The organism is Burkholderia sp. GbtcB21 (assembly GCF_019091065.1).
GTDB lineage: Bacteria > Pseudomonadota > Gammaproteobacteria > Burkholderiales > Burkholderiaceae > Burkholderia > Burkholderia pyrrocinia_C.
The window spans coordinates 278656-302207 of record NZ_JAGXKA010000001.1 but is presented as its reverse complement, the minus strand read 5'-3'; the positions used below and the strand labels follow the sequence as shown (position 1 = coordinate 302207).

23 protein-coding genes and 1 pseudogene are annotated in these 23552 nt (G+C 67.5%); 13 read left to right on the top strand and 11 right to left on the bottom strand.

What is annotated here, in order from left to right:
• Positions 1-100: 100 nt before the first annotated feature.
• The gene (locus KVT39_RS01330) at positions 101-1120 is read right to left on the bottom strand and encodes a DNA-binding protein (protein WP_217587144.1); all 1020 of its coding nucleotides are present in this window, start codon (positions 1118-1120) and stop codon (positions 101-103) included.
• A 189-nt stretch (positions 1121-1309) separates the two neighbouring features.
• Positions 1310-2656 (bottom strand): PLP-dependent aminotransferase family protein, encoded by a 1347-nt coding sequence (locus KVT39_RS01325; protein WP_217587136.1) that lies wholly within the window; start codon positions 2654-2656, stop codon positions 1310-1312.
• A gap of 133 nt (positions 2657-2789) precedes the next feature.
• Between KVT39_RS01325 and KVT39_RS01320 the strand changes: the two genes are divergently transcribed.
• From KVT39_RS01320 to KVT39_RS01300, 5 genes are all read left to right on the top strand, one after another.
• Complete coding sequence (locus KVT39_RS01320; RefSeq protein WP_217587134.1) at positions 2790-3194, top strand: VOC family protein; 405 nt, start codon at positions 2790-2792, stop codon at positions 3192-3194.
• 35 nt (positions 3195-3229) lie between these two features.
• A complete protein-coding gene (locus KVT39_RS01315; protein ID WP_034180072.1) occupies positions 3230-3859 on the top strand; it encodes a LysE family translocator in 630 nt (209 codons plus the stop codon).
• A gap of 54 nt (positions 3860-3913) precedes the next feature.
• Positions 3914-4759, top strand: a complete 846-nt coding sequence (locus tag KVT39_RS01310) for a PhzF family phenazine biosynthesis protein (protein ID WP_217587132.1) — start codon at positions 3914-3916, stop codon at positions 4757-4759.
• A 177-nt stretch (positions 4760-4936) separates the two neighbouring features.
• Complete coding sequence (locus KVT39_RS01305) at positions 4937-5512, top strand: DinB family protein (RefSeq protein ID WP_175748406.1); 576 nt, start codon at positions 4937-4939, stop codon at positions 5510-5512.
• A gap of 198 nt (positions 5513-5710) precedes the next feature.
• Positions 5711-6376, top strand: coding sequence for a cation diffusion facilitator family transporter (locus KVT39_RS01300; RefSeq protein ID WP_175748408.1), 666 nt, complete (start codon positions 5711-5713; stop codon positions 6374-6376).
• 214 nt (positions 6377-6590) lie between these two features.
• Here KVT39_RS01300 and KVT39_RS37815 read toward each other — a convergent pair.
• Positions 6591-6768 (bottom strand): annotated as a pseudogene (locus tag KVT39_RS37815) (helix-turn-helix transcriptional regulator); the annotation flags it as partial.
• 190 nt (positions 6769-6958) lie between these two features.
• Between KVT39_RS37815 and KVT39_RS01295 the strand changes: the two are divergent.
• On the top strand, positions 6959-7381 hold the full coding sequence (locus KVT39_RS01295) for a helix-turn-helix transcriptional regulator (RefSeq protein ID WP_034179533.1): 423 nt from the start codon (positions 6959-6961) through the stop codon (positions 7379-7381).
• Between the two features lie 2 nt (positions 7382-7383).
• Positions 7384-8724: a type II toxin-antitoxin system HipA family toxin gene (locus KVT39_RS01290; RefSeq protein WP_217587130.1), complete on the top strand. Its 1341-nt coding sequence runs from the start codon at positions 7384-7386 to the stop codon at positions 8722-8724.
• A 24-nt stretch (positions 8725-8748) separates the two neighbouring features.
• On the opposite strand, the gene KVT39_RS01285 is transcribed toward KVT39_RS01290, so the two are convergent.
• Entirely contained in the window at positions 8749-9876 is a 1128-nt protein-coding gene (locus KVT39_RS01285) for a 4-hydroxyphenylpyruvate dioxygenase family protein (RefSeq protein ID WP_217587128.1), read from the bottom strand.
• Between the two features lie 356 nt (positions 9877-10232).
• Here KVT39_RS01285 and shiA point away from each other — a divergent pair, with 356 nt between their 5' ends.
• A complete protein-coding gene (gene shiA, locus KVT39_RS01280) occupies positions 10233-11540 on the top strand; it encodes a shikimate transporter (RefSeq protein WP_034179536.1) in 1308 nt (435 codons plus the stop codon).
• A gap of 204 nt (positions 11541-11744) precedes the next feature.
• Complete coding sequence (locus KVT39_RS01275) at positions 11745-13046, top strand: UDP-N-acetylglucosamine 1-carboxyvinyltransferase (protein ID WP_034179537.1); 1302 nt, start codon at positions 11745-11747, stop codon at positions 13044-13046.
• A 128-nt stretch (positions 13047-13174) separates the two neighbouring features.
• Here KVT39_RS01275 and KVT39_RS01270 read toward each other — a convergent pair whose 3' ends face one another.
• On the bottom strand, positions 13175-13786 hold the full coding sequence (locus KVT39_RS01270; protein WP_217587117.1) for a hypothetical protein: 612 nt from the start codon (positions 13784-13786) through the stop codon (positions 13175-13177).
• A 359-nt stretch (positions 13787-14145) separates the two neighbouring features.
• Between KVT39_RS01270 and KVT39_RS01265 the strand changes: the two genes are divergently transcribed.
• A complete protein-coding gene (locus KVT39_RS01265) occupies positions 14146-14916 on the top strand; it encodes an IclR family transcriptional regulator C-terminal domain-containing protein (protein WP_034179541.1) in 771 nt (256 codons plus the stop codon).
• A 97-nt stretch (positions 14917-15013) separates the two neighbouring features.
• Here KVT39_RS01265 and KVT39_RS01260 read toward each other — a convergent pair whose 3' ends face one another.
• The 5 genes from KVT39_RS01260 to KVT39_RS01240 all read right to left on the bottom strand — a co-directional run bounded on the left by KVT39_RS01260 (position 15014) and on the right by KVT39_RS01240 (position 21099).
• Positions 15014-17314 carry an ATP-dependent DNA helicase gene (locus tag KVT39_RS01260; RefSeq protein WP_217587115.1) on the bottom strand — a complete coding sequence of 767 codons (2301 nt, stop codon included), beginning with the start codon at positions 17312-17314 and terminating at the stop codon, positions 15014-15016.
• Positions 17311-19005, bottom strand: a complete 1695-nt coding sequence (locus tag KVT39_RS01255) for a VRR-NUC domain-containing protein (RefSeq protein ID WP_217587113.1) — start codon at positions 19003-19005, stop codon at positions 17311-17313. The genes KVT39_RS01260 and KVT39_RS01255 overlap by 4 nt, the downstream gene beginning before the upstream one ends.
• 91 nt (positions 19006-19096) lie before the next feature.
• The gene (locus KVT39_RS01250; protein ID WP_034179543.1) at positions 19097-19975 is read right to left on the bottom strand and encodes a MipA/OmpV family protein; all 879 of its coding nucleotides are present in this window, start codon (positions 19973-19975) and stop codon (positions 19097-19099) included.
• 209 nt (positions 19976-20184) lie between these two features.
• Positions 20185-20496: a hypothetical protein gene (locus KVT39_RS01245; RefSeq protein WP_034179544.1), complete on the bottom strand. Its 312-nt coding sequence runs from the start codon at positions 20494-20496 to the stop codon at positions 20185-20187.
• A 303-nt stretch (positions 20497-20799) separates the two neighbouring features.
• Positions 20800-21099 (bottom strand): hypothetical protein, encoded by a 300-nt coding sequence (locus KVT39_RS01240; RefSeq protein WP_175748418.1) that lies wholly within the window; start codon positions 21097-21099, stop codon positions 20800-20802.
• A 142-nt stretch (positions 21100-21241) separates the two neighbouring features.
• Between KVT39_RS01240 and KVT39_RS01235 the strand changes: the two genes are divergently transcribed.
• From KVT39_RS01235 to KVT39_RS01225, 3 genes are all read left to right on the top strand, one after another.
• Positions 21242-21493: a hypothetical protein gene (locus tag KVT39_RS01235; protein ID WP_034179546.1), complete on the top strand. Its 252-nt coding sequence runs from the start codon at positions 21242-21244 to the stop codon at positions 21491-21493.
• Positions 21494-21831: 338 nt separating this feature from the next.
• On the top strand, positions 21832-22263 hold the full coding sequence (locus KVT39_RS01230; RefSeq protein ID WP_034179547.1) for a CBS domain-containing protein: 432 nt from the start codon (positions 21832-21834) through the stop codon (positions 22261-22263).
• A 117-nt stretch (positions 22264-22380) separates the two neighbouring features.
• Positions 22381-22887 (top strand): PRC-barrel domain-containing protein, encoded by a 507-nt coding sequence (locus KVT39_RS01225; RefSeq protein WP_034179548.1) that lies wholly within the window; start codon positions 22381-22383, stop codon positions 22885-22887.
• 22 nt (positions 22888-22909) lie between these two features.
• On the opposite strand, the gene KVT39_RS01220 is transcribed toward KVT39_RS01225, so the two are convergent.
• A complete protein-coding gene (locus KVT39_RS01220) occupies positions 22910-23530 on the bottom strand; it encodes a DUF4142 domain-containing protein (RefSeq protein ID WP_217587111.1) in 621 nt (206 codons plus the stop codon).
• Positions 23531-23552: the final 22 nt, after the last annotated feature.

The window sequence follows — 23552 nt, the reverse complement described above, 5'->3', positions numbered from 1 at the left end:
GATGGCGTATGGTAGCAACGATTAGACCGGTCGTCTAGTAACGCCGGGCCGGCATGTTGAGCGGCACTTTACCCGATCGCGACCGGACAATCGATCGCCGTCAGCGCACCGCTTCGTCGGCACGCTTCCTCGTGCGCGCCCGCCGCTCGCTTCGCTGTGCGGCCGGAGCCGTTTTCGTGCCGCGCAGCGGTGCCCGCCGCGCGAGCACCGTCATCTCCCGCCTCAACGCATCGAGCTCCTTGACGCGCGCCGCATCGGTCGCCTGCGCGCCGTCGAGCTGCCCCTGAAGCACCCCGCATCGATGCAGTGCATCGCCGAGTTGCGCCTGCAGCGCGGCGACATCCTTCCGCTGCTGCGCATCGCGCTGCTCGGCGCGCGATGCCGTCGCGTCGAGTTCCTTTTGCAGCCGGGCGGCGGCGAGCCGTTCGCGATCGATCTCCTGAAGCGCGCGCTTCTCCGATGCGCGCAAGCGTTCCTCGGCCCGGCCTGCGTCGTCGCGCAGCCGGTCGAGCTGGGTCGTGAAATCCGCACGCGCCTGCGCAAGTGCGCGGTCGCCTTCCGCGTTGTCGGCTTTCAGGCGCTCGATCTCCGCTTGCAGCGCGCGCCGCGATGCGTCGTCGGCCGCCCTCGCCTGCTCCAGTTCCTGAATGCGCACCTGCGCGGCCAGCAGCGCGGCCGTGCGTTGTTCGAGCGCGGTTTCGGTGCGGGCCAGCTCGGCCTGCAGCGTTGCGACTTCCGCGTTCGCCGCCGTTCGTTCGGCTTCGACTTCCGCGCGCAGTGCGTCGAGCGCGGCGGCCGCGTCGGTGCTCGAACGATTCCACAATGCCGCGACCAGCTCGCCGGCAGCCGCCTGCAGATCGGCTGGCAGGTCGGGATGTTCGATTCGCATGCGACTTTTTTCCCGCAGCTCGGCCCAGAACTCGCCGAGGACAGCCGTCGGCGTGCTCATGCTGCCCTTGCGGACGAGCTGGTACAGGCGGTTCGCGGTAGGTGTGATGCCGAAGCGGAAGAACAGCAGCGCGCAGACCTCGCGGTATAGCTCGCGGGTTTTCGGGAAGTCGGCCTTGAGGCGCTCGATTTCGGCGGTCAGGCGGGGTTCGTCGGCGGCGAGATCGGACATGGTGGGGTTTTGTCGGGGATTTCGTAAATAATATAACGTAAACCGTTAAATATCCAATTCTCGTGGTCTAGTGATTTGACATTATTTCTATAATGTCGAGATGATCGAGGGGGCATGGCGCGTGGAATCGAAGCAGATCGTTTGCACGGTTTTGAGCCGCCAATTACCTCCGGCGCTCGTCCGGTGGCGTCAAGCGCGCTGCTTCAGCAGCCCCGCCAGAAGCGTCAGTGCTTCTGTCAGATCTTCGAACGACGGGCCGCCGAGGCAAAGTCGAATCCCGCTCGCCCGATCTTCCGGGTTCACCATCATGGATACCGGCGGGGTCAACTTGATGCGCATCGCTGCAGCGACGGATGCGACACGATTGGCAGCGTCACGCTCCATCGGCAGCCACGCGTTGTAGGCGCCGGGATGCGAGACCAGTTCGCTCGCGCCGAGCAGAGAGATGGCCAGATTGGATCGACGCCGCGCCTCATGGTGCAGATCCCGCTGGATCGAGGAGATGACGTCGGTGGCCAGCCATTCCTCAACCACTGCGCAAGAGAGCGGCGACGGCGCCATTGGCAGGTCCCGCAGCGCGTCTTCCGCTGCGTCGTCGAGTCCGGCCGGCAGCACGAGCACGCCGATCTGCAAACCGGGGCCAAGCGATTTGGACAGCCCGTTCACATGAAAGGTGATCTCGGGCGCCAACGCCGCAAGCGGCGGCAAAGCCGGCTCTGCCGACGCATAGACGCCGTCCTCGATGATCCACGCGCCCGCCCGGCGGCAAATATCCACGATGGCCTGCCTCCGTTCCGCGCTCATCGTTGCGGTGGTCGGGTTCTGCAGCGTCGGCGTGAGATAGACCGCCTTGCTGCCGGTCGATGCGGTGCCGTCGAGTGCGTCCGCCAGTGCCCCCGGCGCCATCCCTTGCGCGTCGGTGTCGACGCCTTGGATCCGATATCCGTTGCGCCGAGCCAGCGCGATCGCGCCAGGATAGGTGATCCGCTCGGTCAGAAGCAGCCCTTGCGAGCCGCAGGCAAGATCGAAGGCCAATGACAGCGCCTGGCGGGCGCCGCTCGTCAGCACCAGATGCGACGGTTCCACCATCAGGCCCAGCGTTTCGAGCCAGCGAGCCAGCACACGTCGGTGCTCCATATGCCCGGCGGGCGGGGCATAGAGATTGAGATGGTCCGCATCGATCTTGCGTGCGATCCCCGTCAATGTTCGCGCCAGCAAGCGAGCGTCGAGCATGGCTGGCGGCACATTGGACGAAAGGTCGATCTGGCGATCCTGATGCGCCTGGCGGATCGCCACGAAGGTTCCCCGACCCTTGATGCTGCGCGTCAGGCCTCGCCGTTCAAGCGCGGCATAGGCTTTCGTCACCGTGCCAAGGCCGATCCCCAGTTTCAACGCGAGATCGCGATGAGCGGGCAGACGGTCGCCTCCCGTCAGCCGCCCCTCGACGATGTCGTCGGCCAGCGCGAGGACCAACCGCTCGGCGGTATTCGCGTCGATGTCGGCAAGCCGTGGTGACCAGGGAGATTGCAGGAGCATGTTCGCCGCCTAGATATTAGTGTCACGTGACACTATTTATATAAATGAAAAGAGTAACATGCGCGATGTGATTGGATGAAGTCATGCATTTCTGGAGGCGCCTGATCGCCATGACGGGCGCATGGAGAGTCAAATGTTCAGCCACGTAACTGTTGGGGCGCGTGACCTTGGGCGGGCAGGCCGTTTCTATGACGCGGTGCTCGCTCCGCTCGGACTGAAGCGTCGCGTCGTCATGTCCGATGGCGGGCCTCCGGCGCTTTGCTGGGTAACCGGTCAAGCGCCGCTGCCGCGTTTCTATGTCTACATCCCTTACGACGGCGAGCCGGCGACCACCGGCAACGGCAGCATGGTCGCCTTTCTGGCCCCGTCGCAAGAAGCCGTGAACACGGCCTACGCGAATGGTCTCGAGCACGGTGGGACGGGCGACGGTGCCCCCGGGTTACGCCCCCACTACGGTGACGGCTACTTCGGCGCGTATCTGCGCGACCCCGACGGGAACAAGGTTCATATCGTTCATCGCGGAGACCTCCAGCCATGACGCTGGAGACGCCCCGCATCTCTGGAGAAACTCGAATGATCGCCAGTCAGATCGCACTCGCCTACGGCACCTATCTCATCGCCACCGCCAGCCCCGGGCCGAGCAACATGGCGATCATGGGAACAGCGATGCGCGACGGCCGTCTGCCGGCCCTCGTTCTGGCTGCCGGCGTCATCACGGGCTCGCTCTTCTGGGCGATCCTGGCGGCGACCGGCGTTTCCGCCGTGCTGGCGGCCTATGCCGAGGCGCTTTTCATCATAAAGATGGTTGGGGGTGTCTATCTGCTCTACCTGGCGTTTCGCACGGGCAGGTCGGCGCTGAAACCGGGCTCCGGCTTCGCGAAGATCGAACCAGGACGCTCGACGCCTCGCTATCGGCGGCTCTATCGCCAGGGCATTCTCATGCATGTCGGAAACCCGAAGGCGGTTCTGGCCTGGATGGCAATCATGTCCCTTGGGCTTCAGGAGCACGCCCCCGGCGGCACCTTGCCGGCGATCATCGGTGGTTGCGCGTTCCTCGGCGTCATCGTGTTTGGTGGTTATGCGGTCCTCTTCTCGACCGCCCGGATGATCGCCCTGTATACCAGCCTCCGGCGCTGGATTGAAGGCACGCTATCCGCGGTGTTCGCCGTTGCGGGAGTCAATCTGCTTGCCTGGCAACGTTGATATTCCGGTTTGTCGGCGCCATCACGAACCGATCTGAATTGAAAGAGCGATGTCATGACCTTTGCGATCCATATGATCGATGTCTTCGGCGCCGGGCCGCTTTCGGGCAATCCGCTGGCGGTCGTCATCGGTGCCGATGCGCTGGCAACGGATGACATGCAGCGGCTGACGCGGTGGTTCAACCTGTCCGAGACCGCTTTTCTCTTGCCGCCCACGCATCCTGAGGCCGACTACCGGGTCAGGATCTTCACGCTGGACAGGGAGATGCCTTTTGCCGGGCACCCGACGCTCGGCAGCTGTCATGCATGGCTCTCGACGGGCCGCGTGCCGAAGAGCGAAGCGGAAATCGTCCAGGAGTGCGGAGCCGGGCTGGTTCCGATCCGACGCAATCACGAGCGGCTTTCCTTCGCCGCCCCGCCGCTGATCCGCTCCGGCGCGCCTACACAGGATGAACTGGACCAGGCTCGGCGACTGCTGAGGATCGAATCCGGCGATGTCCTTGATGCCGCCTGGATCGACAACGGCCCCGGATGGCTGGGCATCAGGCTGGTATCGGCGGAGATGGTGCTTGCCCTCGATCCGCTCCGCAACTGGCCCGGCCGGATCGATGTCGGCGTTATTGGCCCTCATGCAACAGGCGGCGACGCGGCCTTCGAGGTTCGCGCCTTCTTCAGCGACCATCTGGGCGCTATCGTCGAAGACCCGGTCACTGGAAGCCTCAATGCTTCAATGGCGCAGTGGCTGTTCGCGACAGGTGTGGTTGAGGACGACTATGTCGCCGCCCAGGGGACACGCGTCGGCCGCCATGGCCGCATTCATTTGACCCGCGACGAGGCTGGCCAAATCTGGGTCGGCGGCAAGACGCGTACGCATGTCGAAGGCCGGCTCCGCGGCTTTTGAAAAGGCAAACGAGAAAGCGGCAACCTGATGTTCGGGCGAGCTGGCGCACATGACGCCTGTCCGGGTCGCCCCATACGCCGAACAGCCTGCTCGCAAGACTGCTTGCCGGCGTGACGCGACAGCACCGGATCAACCTGAGCGTTGTCTGACGCTCGAAAACACGCAAGGAGTTTCAGCATGTCTGCCCCCTCGCAGAACCGGATTGCTCCATCCGTAACCACCGATCGCATCGCACTGCCCGCCTCGGCAGCAGACACCCTGAGAATGCTGGTGCGCTACAAGTCCTGGGCGAATGGACTGACGTTCAAGAGCGTGATGGACCTGCCGGCCGGCGAAGCCCTTCGGCAGAGACCGACGCGGTTCGGAAACATGGTGCATACCTTGAATCACGTCTATGTGGTCGACGACATTTTCAGACATCATCTGCAAGGAAAGAAGCACACCTATACCTCGCGCAACACCGACCATACGCCTGCAGTTTCCGATCTTTGGAAAGCGGTTCAGGAAATGGACTGCTGGTACATCGATCTTGTCGACACCTGGTCGGACGTGGATCTTGCGAAAGCCGTTCATTTCGAGTTTGTCGGTGGAGGAGAAGGCGTCATGACCCGCGAGCAAATCGTGTTGCATGTCGTCAATCACGGCACCTATCACCGCGGTTTTGTCGGCGACATGATGTATCAGGTGCCTTTCGCGCCACCGTCGAACGATCTTCCCGTATTCATCAGGGATCACTATCGCGACGCTCGGTGAGCGCCTGTTCGGCCACTTGTCTCGCATCTGTGCCGGCCGCGGCCGCGCCCGGTGCGTGCGGATCGCTTCGCCGCGCTGCTGCCGTCGGCACGCAAGCATCGCCGACCGGTTACGCCGCGGCCATCGCCTGTCATTGATCTGCCACCGTCGACCGGTAGCGTTCGGGGCTCACCCACGCTATCGACAGACGAATCCGCCATGCAGCGCACGTCGCGCGCCACGCCCCACGTTTATGCGGCCACGTCCCGCGCCCTCGCCGTCAGCCTCGCGATCAACCTGCTGCTGCTCGCCGTCGAGACGGCTGCGGCGTGGTCCGCGCATTCGTCCGGGCTGCTCGCGGACGTCGCGCACGCGGCGATCGATCTCGCGGCCGATGCCTTGATCCTCGTCGCATGCAGGCTCGACGCGCGCCTGCCGCCGGAGCGGCGCCCGACCTACGAGCCGCTCGCACTCGCGGGTCTCGGCGCATTGCTGGTCGCGACGGGCGCGCAGATGATCTGGCACGCGGTCAACCGGTTCGACACGCCGCCCGCCGTGCAGCCGGGCGCGACGACGCTCGCGCTCGTCGCCGTCACGCTCGCCGGCAAGGCCGTGCTTTCGCACTGGATGCTGCGCAAGGCGCGCGAGACGGGCTCAGCGCTGCTCGAGGCGAGCGGCTGGCATGTGCGTACCGATGCGTTGTCGGCGTTGCTGGCGGCGCTCGCGATGAGTGCGGCGCTGGTCGGCCTCGGCCGTCTCGACGACGTGGCCGCGCTCGCGATCGGCGCGCTCGTGATCCGCACGGGCGCCGGTTTCATCCGGCGCGGCGGTGCGCAATGGCCGATGTTGGCCGCGTGGGCGAATCGCTCGACGCGCGGTTCGTGAACGCGGTCGCCGTCGTCGTGCATGGCGCCGACGCGTGAAACCTCCGATACGCGCTATCGGTTATCGGCTGGGGTGAATGACAAAAAGGCTCGCGTCGTACGAGCGAGCTTTTTTGCATGATGCCGTCATCGCCGTGCGTCACGCGAGGCGTTGACCGATGACGACGTGTCGCCAGACGAATGCTGGCCGACTCCGATGGATCGGCTACCCGAGACCCGAGCGGCACCACACTCCCGAGCAGGATCCGTACGAGCGTCGCCTGGCGCGTGGCACCCGTCTTCGAGAAGATCGCGCGCAGGTGCGTGTGCGCCGTGTTCTTGCTGATCCCCGGCTCCTCCGCCGCTTGCTCGAGCGTCAGCCCGTTGCAGCAGCGCGAGCGACGTCTCGGCGGGCGGCGCGATGCGGGGAGATGCGCGGGCGTCGTGCACGGCACCCGCCGGCCGGAGGGTTGGCCGGGTTTTCGCATAACAGGTTATCGTTTGTTTTTGTGAAATACAGTCTTGGGTTTGTATTTTGACAATACATGCCATAGACTGTATTTTCCGATTACAAACGATCGCCTGTTATCCCGCGGAGCGCCCGATGGCCTTTCCTGTCCAGACCCTGACCCAGTTGCGCCCGATACTCGTCGGTTTCCGGAAATCCGCGGGGCTCACGCAGGCGCAATTGGCCGCCCGCCTGGGCGTCACGCAGCAATCCTATGCGCAGCTCGAAGCCAATCCGTCGGCGGTGAGCATCGAACGGCTTTTCAAGGTGCTGAACACGCTTGGCGTTCGTATGACGCTCGACCTGGGCGCGCAGGATGATCCGGCGGAATCCGCTCAGTCCGATACTGATGCCGGCTCGGCGGCTCGCAAGCCGGCCGCGAAAAAGCGCATCCCGGACCCGGCGCGCGGCGCAACGGCAGCAAAAGCCCGAACCAAAGCCACGTCCGGCGCCGCGCGCAAGCGGCCGGCGACGGCAGCACCGGGCAAGCCGCGGACCTCGAAACGGGAGGACTGGTGACGATGGCGCCGCGCGCCCGCCACGACCGGCTCGACCTGTGGATGAACGGCATTCCGGTCGGCTATTGGGAAATCCGGCGCGGCGTCGAGCGCCTCGTCTACCTGCCGGGCTGGCTCGACGATCCCCAGGGGCGGCCGCTATCGCTGTCGCTGCCCTTCACGCCCGGCAACCAGCCGCACCAGGGCGCGATCGTCGCCGACTACTTTGACAACCTGCTGCCGGACAGCGAGCCGATCCGCCGCCGCATCGCGCAGCGTTACCGGCTCGGATCGACGGCGCCGTTCGAACTGCTCGCGTCGATCGGCCGCGATTGCGTCGGCGCGATCCAGATGCTGCCGCCCGACGAGATGCCCGTTGACCTCGAGACGATCGACGGCGTGACGCTCGACGACGCAGCCGTTGCCGACGTGCTGCGCCACGCGACCGCCGCGCCGCTGCCCGGCCGCGGGGAGCCGGACGGCGACCTGCGCCTGTCGATCGCCGGCGCGCAGGAAAAGACCGCCTTGCTGCGTCAGGGCAACCGCTGGTTGCGGCCGTCGGGCAGCACGCCGACGACGCACATCTTCAAGCTGCCGCTCGGGCGCGTCGGGAACATGCAGGCCGACATGCGAACGTCCGTCGAAAACGAATGGCTGTGCTCGAAGCTCGTCGCCGCATACGACCTGCCGGTCGCGCCGTGCGAGATCGGCCGGTTCGACGATCAGAAGGCGCTGATCGTCGAGCGCTTCGACCGGCGTCCTTCGCGCGACGGCACGTGGATCCTGCGGCTGCCGCAGGAGGACATGTGCCAGGCGACCGGCACGCCTTCCGGCGCGAAATACGAATCCGACGGCGGCCCCGGCATCGAGACGATCATGGGCATCCTCGCGAATTCGACCGACGCCGCGCACGACAGGATGAATTTCTTCGTCGCACAGCTCGTGTTCTGGGTGCTGGCGGCGATCGACGGCCATGCGAAGAACTTCAGCATCGCGCACCTGCCCGGCAATACGTACCGCAGCACGCCGCTGTACGACGTGCTGTCCGCGCATCCGATCATCGGCACACGCCGCAACCAGTTGCCGCCGCGCCGCGCGCGGCTCGCGATGGCCGTGTGCGGGAAGAACCGGCACTACGTGATCGGCGAGATCCAGCCGCGTCACTGGATCGCGCAGGGGCGGCGCGTCGGCCTGACCGAAGACGACGTGCGCGCCGCGATGGCGGCCGTTGCCGCGCGCACGGAGCCTGCGATTGCCGAAGTCGCCGCGCAGATCCCGGTGGATTTTCCGGTGGATGTGGCGGACGCGATCTTCGACGGCATGCGTCGCCAGAGCCGCAAGCTCGGGGCGGGAGATGCCGTGTGAGGTTTGACGAGCGCCGCGAGCCGCTCAGCCCGCGTCGCGCGCGCGGGCGAGTGCCGCGAGGTTCCCTTCCCCGAACCCGTGGTGCCCCTTGCGCTGCACGATCTCGAAGAAGATTTCGCCGGGCCGGCGCTTGACGAAGGTCTGGAAGAACAGGCGCGGCACGCCGTCGCTGCCGATCTCGCCGTCGACCAGCACCGCGCGGCGGCGCAGTGCGTCGAGATCGACGCCATGCCCGGGCAGCCGCGCATCGACGTCGTCGTAATAGCGTGCGGGCGGCTCGATGAATTCGACGCCGTTCGCGCGCAGCGCATCGACGCACGACAGGATGTCGTCAGTCGACAATGCGACGTGCTGGACGCCCTCGCCCGGATGGTCGGGCAGATACGCGTGCATCAGCTCGGTACGCCGCGTGCCTTCCTCGTAGACCGGAATCCGCACCGCGCCGCACGGCGACACCATCACGCGCGATTCCTCCGACACGTGCCAGTGCGCGTCGATTTCGTGGATCTCGCGAAAATGCAGCAGGTCGTGGTAGAAATCCAGCCACTCCCGCATGCGTCCCGCGCCGACGGTCTGCGTGAAATGGTCGACCTGCTGCAGGCCGACACCCGCGCAATCGAGATCGGTGTGTGCGGTCGCGATGTCGATCGGGCGGAAATCGATGTCGAAGATCGAGATGTCGCCGACCCCGCCGCGCTGGCCGTCTCGCCCGCGCCAGCGATCGACGAAATACAGGTGCGAATCGCCGATGCCCTGGATCGCCGGGATCTTCAGCTCGCCGACGCCGACCCGCTCGCCCTCGAACGCCCATGCGCCGAGCTCGATCGCACGCTCGAACGCACGCCGTGCGCTGGCCACGCGCAGCCCGATCGCGCAGACGCCCATCCCGTATTCCTCCGCGTAGCGCGCGGCGAACGAATCGGGCTCGGCGTTGATCAGGAAATGCATCTGCCCTTGCCGGTACAGCGTGACGTTCTTGCTGACATGCCGCGCGATCGCCTTGAACCCGAGCTGCTCGAAGCGTTGCGCGAGCGCTTCCGGCACGGGCGCCGCGAATTCGACGAATTCGAGGCCGGCCATCCCGAGCGGATTGGCGGCCGGATCGACGACGGGCGGCGTATCGCTGGACAGGGGGTGGGAATTGCCGGGCATTCCAGTCTCCGGGGGCATGCGGTCGATGGGGATGGCGCCCGGCGCGGGCGGCATGCGCGGCCGATGTGGCGACCGGGCATCCGCTCCGAGCGGGCGAGTTTTCATGCTGCAGATTTTAACCAGATCGTTCACGGCGGCACACCCTGGCCGAACGGGATATCGTCGCGCCGCCTAGTGCAAACCCGAAAAGCGTTCGATAATCGCACGATATTGAACGATAATCGCGCACTTTGCCCGATTGGCCAATTGCCGCCGTGCGGCGCGCACCCTATTCTCCGTTCACTCATCGACTTCAATGCAGCATCGGACGCGGCGCCGCCACGATTCCACGATGCGCCGTACCAGGAGACACCGCCATGACCCCAACCTTCGACACCCTCGACGCCGCCGCAGGCACCCGCGCGCGCAGCCAGGCGCGCAAGGCCGCGATCGGCAGCTTCGTCGGCGCCGTCGTCGACTGGTACGACTTCCTGCTGTACGGGATCGTCGCCGCGCTGGTATTCAATTCCGAGTTCTTCCCGAAAGTCAGCCCGACGATGGGCACGCTCGCGGCGTTCGCGACGTTCGGCGTCGGCTTCCTGTTCCGGCCGCTCGGCGGCGTCGTGTTCGGCCACTACGGCGACCGGCTCGGCCGCAAGCGGATGCTCGTGCTGACGGTGATGCTGATGGGGCTGTCGACGGTCGCGATCGGCCTGCTGCCGACCTTCGCAACCATCGGCTGGTGGGCGCCGGTGCTGCTGGTGCTGATGCGTGCGATCCAGGGTTTCGCGGTCGGCGGCGAATGGGGCGGCGCGGCGCTGATGGCCGTCGAGAGCGCGCCGAAGCAAAAGAAGGCGTTCTACAGCAGCGGCGTGCAGGTCGGCTATGGCGTCGGGCTCGTGCTGGCCACGGGCATCGTGTCGATCCTGAGCCACACGCTCGGCGAAGCCGCGTTCAAGTCGTGGGGCTGGCGCCTGCCGTTCGTGTTCAGCATCGTGCTCGTGCTGGTCGGGCTGTGGGTGCGCAAGAACATGGACGAATCGCAGGAGTTCGTCGAGAAGGTCGAGCACGGCAACCGCAAGCTGCGCCTGCCGGTGCTGGAAGCGCTGACGCGCCATCCGAAGGCGTTCCTGCTGATCATCGCGCTGCGGCTCGCCGAACTGTTCACGATGTATATCGTCACCGCGTTCGCGCTCAGCTATTCGACGACGAACCTCGGCATGTCGCGCGACCTGTTCCTGAACGTCGGCCTGCTGGTCGGCGCGGTGAGCTGCGTGACGATCCCGTGCTTCGCGTGGCTGGCCGACCGCTACGGCCTGCGCCGCATCTACCTGATCGGCGCGCTGATCGGCCTTGCATCCGCGGTGCCGTTCTTCATCGCGCTGGAGGCGCGGTCGATCGTGTGGATCGTGATCTTCTCGATCCTGCTCGCGAACGCCGCGCACGACATGGTCGTGAGCGTCCAGCAGCCGCTGTTCACCGAGCTGTTCGGCGCCGAATACCGCTACAGCGGCGCGGGTGTCGGCTACCAGTTCGCGAGCGTCGTCGGCGGCGGGTTCACGCCGTTCATCGCGGTCGGCCTGGTCACCCTGGCCGGCGGCTCGTGGCACCTCGTCGCCGGCTATCTCGCGGTGGGCTGCCTGATCTCGCTGGTGGTTGCCGCGCGGATGCGGGCAGCGCAGTGACGAAGTGAGCGCGTGGCCGGCCCGATCAGCGGCCGGCCATTTCTCCGCGTCGGCCGCCAGCCGAACGGCGGCACCTCTTCGCCCAACGTCAAACACCGTCAATCGCGCGCGCCGATCCCCCTTTTCCCTTCCGAACATTCCACGCCGCCCGCCGACCAATGGCATCATATGGGCCTACGTCAGTTACCGATACGCCCCCATATCATGTCGAATCTCATCGTCCACGGCGGCACTCCGCTGCGCGGGGACATCAAGCCGTCCGCGAACAAGAACGCCGTCCTGCCGATCCTGTGCGCCACCCTGTTGACCGATCAGCCGCTGCGCCTGGTCGGCGTGCCGGACATCACCGACGTGCGCAAGATCCTCGACATCTTCCGCACGCTCGGCAGCGACGTGTCGGTCGACTTCACGACGGGCCTGCTCGAACTCCACCATCGCAATACGAAGTTCGATCCGGCCGTCCACCGGCTGCCCGAGGCGATGCGCTCGTCGATCATGCTGATTCCGCCGCTGCTCGCGCGTTTCGGCGTCGCGCGCCTCGAGAACGACGTGAAAGGCTGCACGCTCGGCGTGCGCGAGATCGATCCGCACGTCGAGGTGTTCGAGCGCTTCGGCGCGCACATCGAGCGCACGCCCGATTCGCTGATCGTCCGCACCGACGGCCCGCTGACGGCCAACGATCACTGGTTCGACTACGCGTCGGTGACGACCACCGAGAACTTCGCGCTGTGCGCGACGGCCGCGAACGGCACGTCGACGCTGATGAACGCGGCGTCCGAGCCGCACGTGCAGGAGTTCTGCCAGTTCCTCGCGATGATCGGCGTCACGATCGAAGGCATCGGCACGTCGCGACTCTGCGTGACGGGCGGCGGCAAGCTCGGCGGTGGCGAATTCCGCTTCGCCGAGGATTTCCACGAGATCGCGACGTTCCTCGCGCTCGGCGCGATCACGGGCGGCGACATCACCGTGCGCAACTCGTCGCCCGAGCATTTCCCGCTGATCGACCGCACGTTCGCGAAGTTCGGCGTCAACGTCACGCACCGCGACGGCTGGTCGCGCGCGGAACGCGACGGCCCGCTGCGCGTGCGCCGGCCGTTCACGCAGAACATCCTGACCAAGGTCGAAGCCGCGCCGTGGCCGTACCTGCCGGTCGACCTGCTGCCGATCTTCATCGCGCTCGGCGTGCGCGCGGAAGGCAGCGCGATGTTCTGGAACAAGGTCTACGACGGTGCGCTCGGCTGGTCCGGCGAACTGTCGAAGTTCGGCGCGCACGTGCTGCTGTCGGATCCGCATCGGCTGATCACGTTCGGCGGGCTGCAACTGACGCCGGCGCGCGTCGAGAGCCCGTACATCATCCGCGTCGCGATCGCGCTGCTGATGGTGGCCGCGAGCATCGAAGGCCGCTCGGAAATCATGAACGCGCTGCCGATCCGCCGCGCGCATCCGCATTTCGTCGAGAACCTGCGCTCGGTCGGCGCGAACGTCGAGTGGACGAGCAGCGAATAATGCCGCTCCGGCGGGTGCGGCTCGCGTGAAATCGGCGCCGCATCCGTCTCCCCTCCTTCCCCGGCCGGCGTCGGCAGACTGCCCGGCAAGCGGCGCGCATTGAAGGATCGCCGCTTCGCTTCCAGGCGTTACTCTCCCTCCCCGCACTCGACGTCGCCCGCTCCCATGTGGTCGAAGCCGTAAAGCATCACGGCGGTCGTCCCGTGCGCGGGATCGCTCGGCCGCCTGCCGAGGCTGTCGTCGGTCGGGCTCGACGGATACTGGATGCTCGTGTCCATCAGGTTGTCCGGCTGCTTGCGCAACTCCGCTTCGGTCAGCTTGCGCCCTTCCGTCCGCGGCAACCCGAACGCCTTGCGCACGTCCGCCTCGTTCCACGTTCCCTTCAGCGTGACGGTGACCATCTGCAGGTCGCCATGCTCCCAGTCGAGCTCGACTTTCGTCGCGAGCGGATGCACGCGGGCCGCGAGCCGGTCGGGGAATGCGGGGCCTTCGTAATACGCGGTCGTGTTCTTGCATGCGTCGCCGGTGTTCCGGTACTTCTTCAGCGCGCAATTGAAGCGCTTGTCGTGATAGTCGAAAGTCTTTTCGAGGGTACAGCCGAATGCCGGCGACGACATGCGCGGCCATGCGCGGATGTCGACGGTTGGCTTCGGGAGTGCCGCGCCAGTCGAAGGATTCGCCGTGGCAAGCAGCGGCATGGCCGCGACGAGCACGGCGAGAGCGGATTCGCGAATTTTCATTTTTTGTTCCAGTCGAACCGGCGATTCTATCCAGACTGCGGATGACCGGGGCCAGTCGGCGCGATCAACCGTGTTCCGATAGTCTCCTTGACGGCCAGCGCCCACGCATCCGGCGTGGTCGGCGCCGTCTGCGCATGCGCGGGCAATGCCGCGAGCACCAGCGCCACGGCGCAGTATGCGAGATGGCGCGTGATTCGGTTGTTGTCGACGTTCGTTTCCCCACGCTGGTGCCGAGAATCCTGCGCCGAATCATACAAGCCCGAACCACGCGACCGGCTGCGTGCCCGCAGCCTGCTCGATCTGCGCGATAATCGCCCACTCCCGCGCGATCACCGCGCATGACGGCACCGCTCCCGACGATGAAAAAGCCCGAACTCGACCGACGCGACTGGATTGCCGGCCTCGAAAAAGGCCTGATGATCCTGGAAGCATTCGACAGCCAGCATGCGCGCATGACGCCCACGCAGGCCGCCGCGCGCACCGGCCTCACGCGTACGGCCGCGCGGCGCTACCTGCTGACGCTCGAATCGCTCGGCTACGTGTATACCGACGGCAAGCTGTACGGCCTGACGCCGCGCGTGCTGCGGGTCGGCTGGTCGTACTTCGACTCGGCGCGGCTGCCGCGCACGGTCCAGCCGTATCTGCAGCAACTGAGCGCGTCGTTGAACGAATCGGCTTACGTGAGCGTGCTCGACGGCTGGGAACTCGTGTTCATCGCGCGCAACGGCGTGTCGCGCGTGATGACGACCGGCTTCGTGCTCGGCGCGCGCGTGCCGGCGCCGCTGACGTCGCCGGGCGTCGTGCTGCTCGCGCACCATCCGGATCGCGAGGCCGTGCGCACGTGGCTCGACGACACCGAACTGCCGCCGTTCACGCCGCACACGATCACCAACAAGGCGCGCCTGCTCGAACAGGTCGACCACGCGCGCGACGCAGGTTTTGCGGCGATCGAGCAGCAATTGCAGGTCGGCGTGCGCGGGATCGCGGTGCCGCTGAAGAATCGTCACGGCGAAGTCGTCGCCGCGCTGAGCACGAACATGCCGATCGGCACGGAGACGACCGACGCTGCCGTGCGGCGCGTGCTGCCGCACCTGCAGGAAGCTGCGCTCGCGATGCTGAACGTGCTGTAGCGTCCCCGCGGCCCAGGGTACGCCTGCTGCACCGCTACGCAACGGATAGCGCCCCCGCGCCACAACCGGCAGTCTGCCGGCCGGGCATCTTCCCCCTTCACCCGATCCGCCACCACCGCGGCAGCAGATCGCGTACTTCCCGCCGCCGATAACGATCGTCGATCAGATGCACGACGCCTTCGTCGTGTTCGGTGCGGATCACGCGCCCGGCCGCCTGCACGACCTTCTGCAAGCCCGGATACAGGTACATGTAGTCGTAGCCGTTGCCGAAGCGCGCGTCCATCGCGCGCCGCATCTGCTCGTTGACATCGTTGACCTGCGGCAACCCGAGCGTCGCGATGAACGCACCGATCAGCCGTTCGCCGACCAGGTCCACGCCTTCCGAGAACGCACCGCCCAGCACCGCGAAGCCGACGCCGCGCCCGCCCGCGTCGAAGCGCGCGAGAAACGCATCGCGCTCGCTTTCGGCCATGCCGGGCGCCTGCGCCCACACCGGCACGTCCGGATGGCGCGTCTGCATCAGCGCGACCACGCGCCCCAGGTAGTCGAAGCTGCTCAGGAAGCCGAGGTAGTTGCCGGGCCTCGCCGCGTATTGCGCGGCGATCAGGTCGGCGATCGGTTCGAGCGAACGGTCGCGGTCGCGCCAGCGCGTCGATACATGGCTCGCGACGCGCACCGTCAGTTGCTCGGCGCGGAACGGCCCGTCGACGTCGAGCCAGCCCGTATCGCCGGGCAGTCCGAGCGTGTCGCGGTAGAAATGGAACGGGCTCAGCGTGCCCGAGAACAGCACGGTCGCGCGCGCGGCTTCGTAGCGCGGCGCGAGAAAGCCGGCCGGGATCACGTTGCGCACGCACAGCGTCGACTGGACGCGGCGTCGGCGGCCGGCCGACGCGACGCCGTCGAGCGCCGGCTGGCGCGGCATCGGCTCGCCGTGCAGCGTCGCGTCGAAGATCGACGCGCTGTCGAAGGCTTCGGCGAGCACGCCGAACTGGATCGCGTCGAAATGAAAGCGCAGCAGCGCGTCGCCGTTCGCGCGCGGCGCGTCGGTCAGGTGTTCGCCGATCGCCGCGACGAGGTTCTGCACGGCCGATACGATCGGGCCCGGAATGTCCGGATACGCTGCATAGCGTTCGGCCTGCGCGCGATTGACCGTGCCCCATGCGCGGGCGAGCCGGTCGAACGCCTTGCGCAGCGCCGCGGGCGCGGCTTCGCGCGCGGCCGCGAACGCGAACGGATCGAGCGACGCGCTGTACATCTTGCGCGCGCGGTCGAGCAGGTTGTGCGCTTCGTCGACGAGCACGCCGACGCGCCACTGGTTCTGCTGCGCGAGCGTGTGCAGCATCGCGCTGCCGTCGTAGTAGTAGTTGTAGTCGCCGATCATCATGTCCGACCAGCGCGCGAGCTCCTGCGCGAGGTAGTACGGGCAGACGTCGTGCGCGAGCGCGGCCGCGCGCACGGTATCGCGATCCAGCAGCCCGGCGCCGATCGCCGCGTCGCGCGCGGCCGGCAGCCGATCGTAGAAGCCTTGCGCGAGCGGGCACGATTCGCCATGACACGCCTTGTCCGGATGCTCGCACGCCTTGTCGCGCGCGACGAGCTCCAGCACGCGCAGCGGCAGCGCCGGCGTGCCGGCGCCGAGCGTCGTCGCCGCTTCGAGCGCGAGCGCGCGTCCGGGCGTTTTCGCGGTGAGGAAGAACACATGGTCGAGCTCGCCCTCGCCGCATGCCTTCAGCAGCGGGAACACGGTGCCGAGCGTCTTGCCGATGCCGGTCGGCGCCTGCGCCATCAGGCAGCGCTCGTCGCGCGCCGCGCGATAGACGGCGACCGCCAGCTCGCGCTGGCCGCTGCGGAACTGCCCGTGCGGAAACGCGAGCGCGCGCAGCGCCGCATCGCGCGCCGCGCGATGGGCCGTCTCGCGCTCGGCCCAGCCGACGAAGCATGCGCACTGCTCGGCAAAGAACGCCGCGAGCGTGGTCGCGTCCAGCGTTTCCGTCAGCACGGTCTCGCGCTCGGACACGATGTCGAAATACACGAGCGCGACGTCGATTTCCGCGAGGCCGCGCGCGTCGCACATCAGGTGCGCATAGACCTTCGCCTGCGCCCAGTGCAGCGCGCGGTGGTTCGCCGGCATCGCGTCGAGGCTGCCGCGATAGGTCTTGATTTCCTCGATGCGGTTCGCCACGGGATCGTAGCCGTCCGCGCGGCCGCGCACGGTGAGCGTGCCCCACGTGCCCGTCAGCGCGATCTCGGTTTCGTAGCGCGCGCCGCGGTTCGACGTGACCGCGCCGTGGCCGGCGATGCCTTCGAGCGCGGTCGGCGCGGGCGTGAAGCGCAGGTCGAGATCGCCGCGCCGCGCGGTGAATTCGCACATTGCCCGCACCGCGACGACGTAGCTCACGCGGACAGCCTCGCCGCTTCGGCTTGCGCGCCGCCCGCGCCGGCCCACTCGACATCGACGACGCGCACCGGCATGCCGTGCGCGACGCAGTATGCGAGCCAGCGCGTCTGGTTGTCCTGCAGCCGGTCTCCCGGGCCCTTCACCTCGATCAGCTCGTAGCGGCGCTCGCCGGGCCAGAAGCGGACGAGATCGGGCAGCCCCGAGCGGTTGCTGCGGATATCCGCGAGCAGGCGCGCGAACCACAGCCGCAGGTGCTCGGGCGGCAGGCACGCGAGCGCCTCGTCGAGCAGTTCGTCCGTCAGCACACCCCAGAACACGAACGGCGACTGCAGCCCCGCCTTCGTCGAGTAATGCCGGCGGATCGTGTCGCGATACGCGCCCGAATCGAGCTGCGCGAAACAGGCAGCGAACGCGTCCGCGCGGCGCGCGGCGAAATCGGGCGCGTGCAGGTCGGCCGGGCCGCGCTGGAACGGGTGGAAGAATGCGCCGGGCACGGCTGCGAACACGGGCTCCCAGCACAGCAGCCCGAACAGAGAATTGATCAGCGTGTTTTCGACGTAATGGACCGTCGACGCCGGCTGCGCGAGATGGTCGCGCACCGCGAATTCGACACTGACGAACGCGTCGGGGCGCGCCAGCACCAGCGTCTCGCGCGGCACGTCCGGCGCGGCGGCCGCACGTTCGACGCGCTGGCCGACGCGGCGCTGCAGGCGCGGCAGCATGCGCTCGACGCGCTGGCGCTCCTCGTCGCTCTCGAAACCGCCGCGCGCATCGAGCGCCAGTGCGAGCGCGTCGTCGTCGCGCCCGCAGCGCTCGAGCACGCGGATGCGCCGATGGCGGCTGCCGGGCCATGCGCTGCGCGTGTAAGCGTCGAGCGCGGCGGCCCAGTCGGCGCGGCGCTCGCAAGTCTGCCCGAGCGCGAACAGCAGCTTCGCGCGACGCGTCGCGAGCCACGGCTGCGCACAGCCCACCGCGTCGATCGCGCGCAGCAGGTCGTCGAACGGCAGATCGTCGGGCCACGCGTCGAGCGCGTCGCGACACATCTGCAGCGCGAGATACGCGTCGACGTCGCCGCGCTGCTGGAACGCGCGCGACGACGGTGCGATCGGCACGCTTTCGTACTGGAACACGCCGAGATCGGCGAGCACGAATTCGCTCCAGTCCTGATGCAGATTGCCGAAGAACATCAGGCGCAGCCGGTCGCACAGCGTACCGACCGTCACGCGCAGCACGCGATCATCGGCCTGCGCGCACCACGCGTCGAGCGACTGCGCGGCGTCGTGCGCGGGCCGCAGCCGTTCGAGCCATTCGGGCTTGCGCTCGCCCGCATGCGCGGCGAGCGACGGGAAGATGCGCAGCAGGTCGGCCTTGGTCGACAGCGCGAACAGCTCGTCGAGCGTCAGCGCGGGCGCCGGATCGACCCAGCCGAGTTCGACGAGCGGCGCGGCCGCATCGAGCGTGCAGCCGATTTCGTCGTACGCGAGCTTGCTTGCGCGGAAGTCGGACCCGCTGCGCATCAGCATCCGCACGAGCAGCGCGCGCGACGCCTGCGGCAGCGACGCGAAATCGCGAACGAACGCCTGCTCCTGGTGGTCGAGCAGGTCGTCGTAACGCTCGCCGAGCCAGGCCAGCGCGCGTTCGAAATTGGTCAGGTAGTAAAACGCCGGGGGCGTCGGCGAAGCAGGCGTCACGGGAATCGATCACTGTACGTTTGTACAGGTCGGAATCATATCAAATGTGACGGGAATTGCCGCACGCCACCGCCCGGCCAGGACGCAGGGATCAGAACTGGTAATTCACCGACATGTCGAACACGCCGTTGGTCGACTGCTGCGTGATCGGGCTGCGCGCCGCGCGGCCGACGAGCTGCTCGATCGCGCCGTCCATCGTCACGAACCAGTGCTTGTTCACGAACCAGACCATCGTCACGCCCAGGCCAGCCGACTTGATCCCCGCGCCCGACGAATAAGCCGGCAGCCCCGAGCGCGCGGCGGCGCCCTGGCTCACGCCGAACCAGCTGTTCATGTAGCGCGAGTCGGCGAACGAGACGGTCGGCCCCGCGAACCAGAAGAAGTTTTCGTTGCTGCCCGGCATCGGCATGTACGCGGAGAAATCGCCGGTCCAGCCGTTCGAGCCGCCGATGCTGCGGCGGACATCCGCGCGCAGCACGAGCGGGAATTCCTTCGAGATCACGTAATCGGCCGACAGCTTCATCACCGGCGCCGCGTTGATGTTGTCGAGGCCGTTCAGGTGGCCGAGATCGTCGGCCGAGCGGCGCCCGAGGTCATAACCGACCGACAGGCTCACGCGCCAGTTCGGCCCGCGCAGCACGTTCGCGCCCAGGCCCTCGCCCGTCGACAGGAAGAACAGGTCGCGATAGCGGATGTCGAGATTCGGGCCACCCATCACGCGATAGCGGTCGGAGCCTGCATAGCGCGGCTGCAGCGTCATCGCGGCGCCGACGCTGACCTGCCAGGTGGAGACGGTCGGATCGAACAGTTTCTCGAGCGGCACGCCTGCCGAGTATTGCCACTCGCCGAGCGGCGAAGGTGTCTGGGCCGACGCGTCGCGGGCGCCGGCCGCGGCGAGCGCCGCGCATGCCGACAAGCCGGATACGAACCGGCGTGCGCCGGGTGACAGTAACGGGCGGGCAACAGTCATCAAGGCGGTCTCCGTCGGTTGCGCGAAACGAACCTTAGGGAAAGCGCATCGCAGCCTCTTCGGCTGCAGCGGCTGGCAGGGCAGCCGGCGGCGCGAACGTAGCGTGCGCTGAATTAACGGACATCCTACGCGACGCGCGCGCAGACGCAAAGCGCCCGCTGCACGCGGGCACTTTGCCTTCCGGAATGGATGGGGGAAGCGTTGCCGGATCAGAAACGCTCGACGTGATAGTCGCCGGCCAGCGCGGCCGGGCTGCGCGTCGACATCATCCTCGAGAAGCCGTCCGCGAGCCGCCCGAGCGCGAGCTGTTTCTGGCTGGCATCCCAGTGCGTATAGGTATCGTATGCAGCATCGTCGAACGATACGGTGACGGCGACCGGGCGGCCGCTGGCGCGAAAGCCGATATGCAGCACGCCGCCGGGCAACTCCTCGATGTGATAACGCAACGAGCGCGATTCGAAATAGCGGCCCAGCACCTGAGCGATCGCGCGCTTGTCTGGCGATTGCACGTGAATGTCCATGATGGTCCTCCTTTCAGTGGTCGTGCGGCCGGTTGCGGCGCACCGTGCCCGCCCGGCATCCGCATCGGCGGCGGGTGCGACGGCGGATCGCCGTGCGGCAGCCCGTCGGGCACGGGCGGATCGACGGGATCGTCGCGCCCGGGCTGCGTCGGATCGGGGTCGACGTCGGGTGTCGGTTCGGGGCGGTGCAGCGTGAATGGCGTCTTCATGTCACTCCTGCGCGACGGCGCGCATCTCGATGGCGCTGCGGCCGTGCGCAAGCGGCGTGCCCGTTGCCCGATCCGGACGGACGCTGCCGTGCGGTCAGTCGTCGTAGGCCGCCATCACCAGCCACATCGTGCGCCCTTCCGCGATCAGCCGCACCGCGAGCGCGAACGGATCGGACGGCGAGCATTGCGCGACGAGCGCCCGCTGCGCGCGTTCGGGACCGTCGTAGACGATGTCGCTCAGCTCGCGCACCTCGTCCTTGCCGTCGAACATGCGCCGTTCGGGCCGATAGACCCGCGATTCGCGCTTCCACGCGGCGAACCGCTCGCGTACGTGGCGGAAATCGCCGCCGCATACGTTCGCGTCGTAACGTATCCTTTCCTTGGTTGCATTCATCACGATGTCCTCTCGTCCACGCCGACGGCGCGCGGGTCATGCCCGTCGCACGGCCGGCTTCCGCCGGCGTGCAAGCGTCGTGCCGCCGATGCCGCGCGGGCACGGCGCTTGCGCCTGCATCAACGAACAAGGAGGTTCGACCATGAACGTTCACGCCCCCGGCCGCCGCGACGCCGTGTCACCGGCTGCCGGCCTGCTCAGGCTCGCCACGTCCCGCCCGCCGTCGGAAGACAAGAAGACGGAGGAGCGCATCGACGAAGGGCTCGAGGAGACGTTCCCGGCCAGCGATCCGCCCGCCGTCGGCGGTGCGACGCGTATCGACCCCGCCAAGCCGTCCGGCAAGCACGAACGTCGTGCGCCGCACGTCCCTTCCCCGCCCCGCGATCACGGCTGACGGCGGCACCCGGCTCGCGATGCGCTGCGGCGCATCGGCGGGCCGGCGAAATCCGGAGCGATCTGATGAAAATCCTTGAACGCCGATGGCATGAAATCAGCGGCGCCGCCGGCGTCGCGACGCTGGCGGCGATCGAAAGCGCCGTGGTGCTCGCGATCGTCGCGATGACCGGCATCGGCCACTGACATCGCTTGCCGCCCGTTCGCGACAGCCGCCGTGGAAGATGTACAAGCGGGCTGGCAAATTTCTCCGTCGTCCGGCCGACCAGGGCCGGCGGGCGCGGAACGCGCGCGGCACGGTATCTGCTCCCGAATCGATTCGCTCACGAAGGAGGCTTCATGTATCGCGTCAACGAGATCATGTCGCGCGACGTGGTATGCGTCGCGCCGACCGATACGATTCGCCATGCGGCCGAACTGATGCAGCGCTTCGATATCGGCGTACTGCCCGTTTGCGACGGCACCGAACTCGTCGCGATCGTGACCGACCGCGACCTCGCGGTGCGGGCGCTGTCGCACGGCCATTCGTCCGATACGCCCGTGCTGGCGGTCGCATCCGCACCCGTGCAGTGGTGCGTCGAGGACGACGGCGTCGGCGACGTCCAGCAGCGGATGGCCGACGTGCAGTTGCATCGGCTGCCGGTGCTCGACCGCAGCCTGCGGCTCGTCGGCATCGTGTCGCTCGGCGACATCGCGACGCGCGCGGGCGGCCCTGAGCGCGACGAGCTCGCCAATACGCTCGAGGACGTGTCGCTGCCGCGTCGACGCTGACACACACGCTCCCTCGTTCCGCACGACGGCCCGCTGCCCGGGTGCGACGCGCACACGCACGCACACGCACGCGTTTCGCGCGTGCGCCGCGTTGCCGTTTCGACCAGGAGGTTTTCGATGACAACGGACAAACCGTCGCGCGACGCCGCGCGCATTGTCGGCGCCGGCCGCCGCACGCACGCGGGCGGGCCGGGGCCCGACGTGATGGCCGCCCGCACGCTCGAAGGCGATCGCGTGCTGACGGTGGACGGCGACGACATCGGCAAGATCACCGACATCATGCTCGACGTGCGTTCCGGCCGGATCGCATATGCCGTCGTCGCGTCGCGCGGCGGGAGCGGAAGCGGCGACAAGCTGCTCGCGGTGCCGTGGAACGCGCTGATACTCGACGTCGAGCGCAAATGCTTCGTGCTGCCGGTTGCTGCCGAACAGGTGCGCGAAGCACCCGGCTTCGACAGGAACCGCTGGCCGGCCATGGCCGATCCGGCCTGGGCCGAGGCGCTGCACGCGTACTACGGCAGTGCGCCGTACTGGCTGATCGAGGAAGGCGAAACGGCGCTCGACTCGCCGCCGTACGAGGCGTCGCCGGGCGGCCCCGAAGACGAGGGCCGGCGCAAGCGTTGAAATCGGCCGGCTGCCACGCGATTCAGTGTGCGGCCGCCACCGTCTGCGCGAGCTTCCGCGCGGCGGCCAGATGCGCGTTCAGCATCGGCAGCGCGCGGGCCGCGAATGCGCGAAGCTGCGGGTCGCGGCCGTTGCGCGCCTCGGCTTCGTAGAGCCGGATCGCCGCCTCGTGCGTGCGCGGGCCCGCCAGCGCGACATAGGCCATGTCGAACGCGTGGCCGTCCTTGGTTCGCAATGCCGTCACCGCCGGATCGACAAGCATCCGCGTCTGGACCGGTACGCCCTTTTGCGCGCCAAGCTGCCGCAATTCGCCGGCGATGCGCGTGAGATCGTCGAGCATCCGGCGCGCGAACGCCTTCACGTCCGGGTTCGACGAGCGGTCGAGCGCGAGCTGGCTGGCCTGTCGTTCGACCTTGCAGAGCATCGCGGCCTTGTCGACGAATTCGGCATCGATGCCGGTCGGCCGCTGCGTCATGGCGGCCTCGTCGGCGGTCGGGCCGGGGCTGACGACACCCGGCGCGACCTGCACCGACGAAGCAGGCGGCGCCTGCGCGTGCGAGAGCGCGAACGCCAGTGTGCAGACGGCGGCCAGTGCGCCTACCGCCGTCCGGCGTTCGTCCCGGTTCATCCGATTCGTTTTCATCCGGGGACCTCCGTATGCGAGA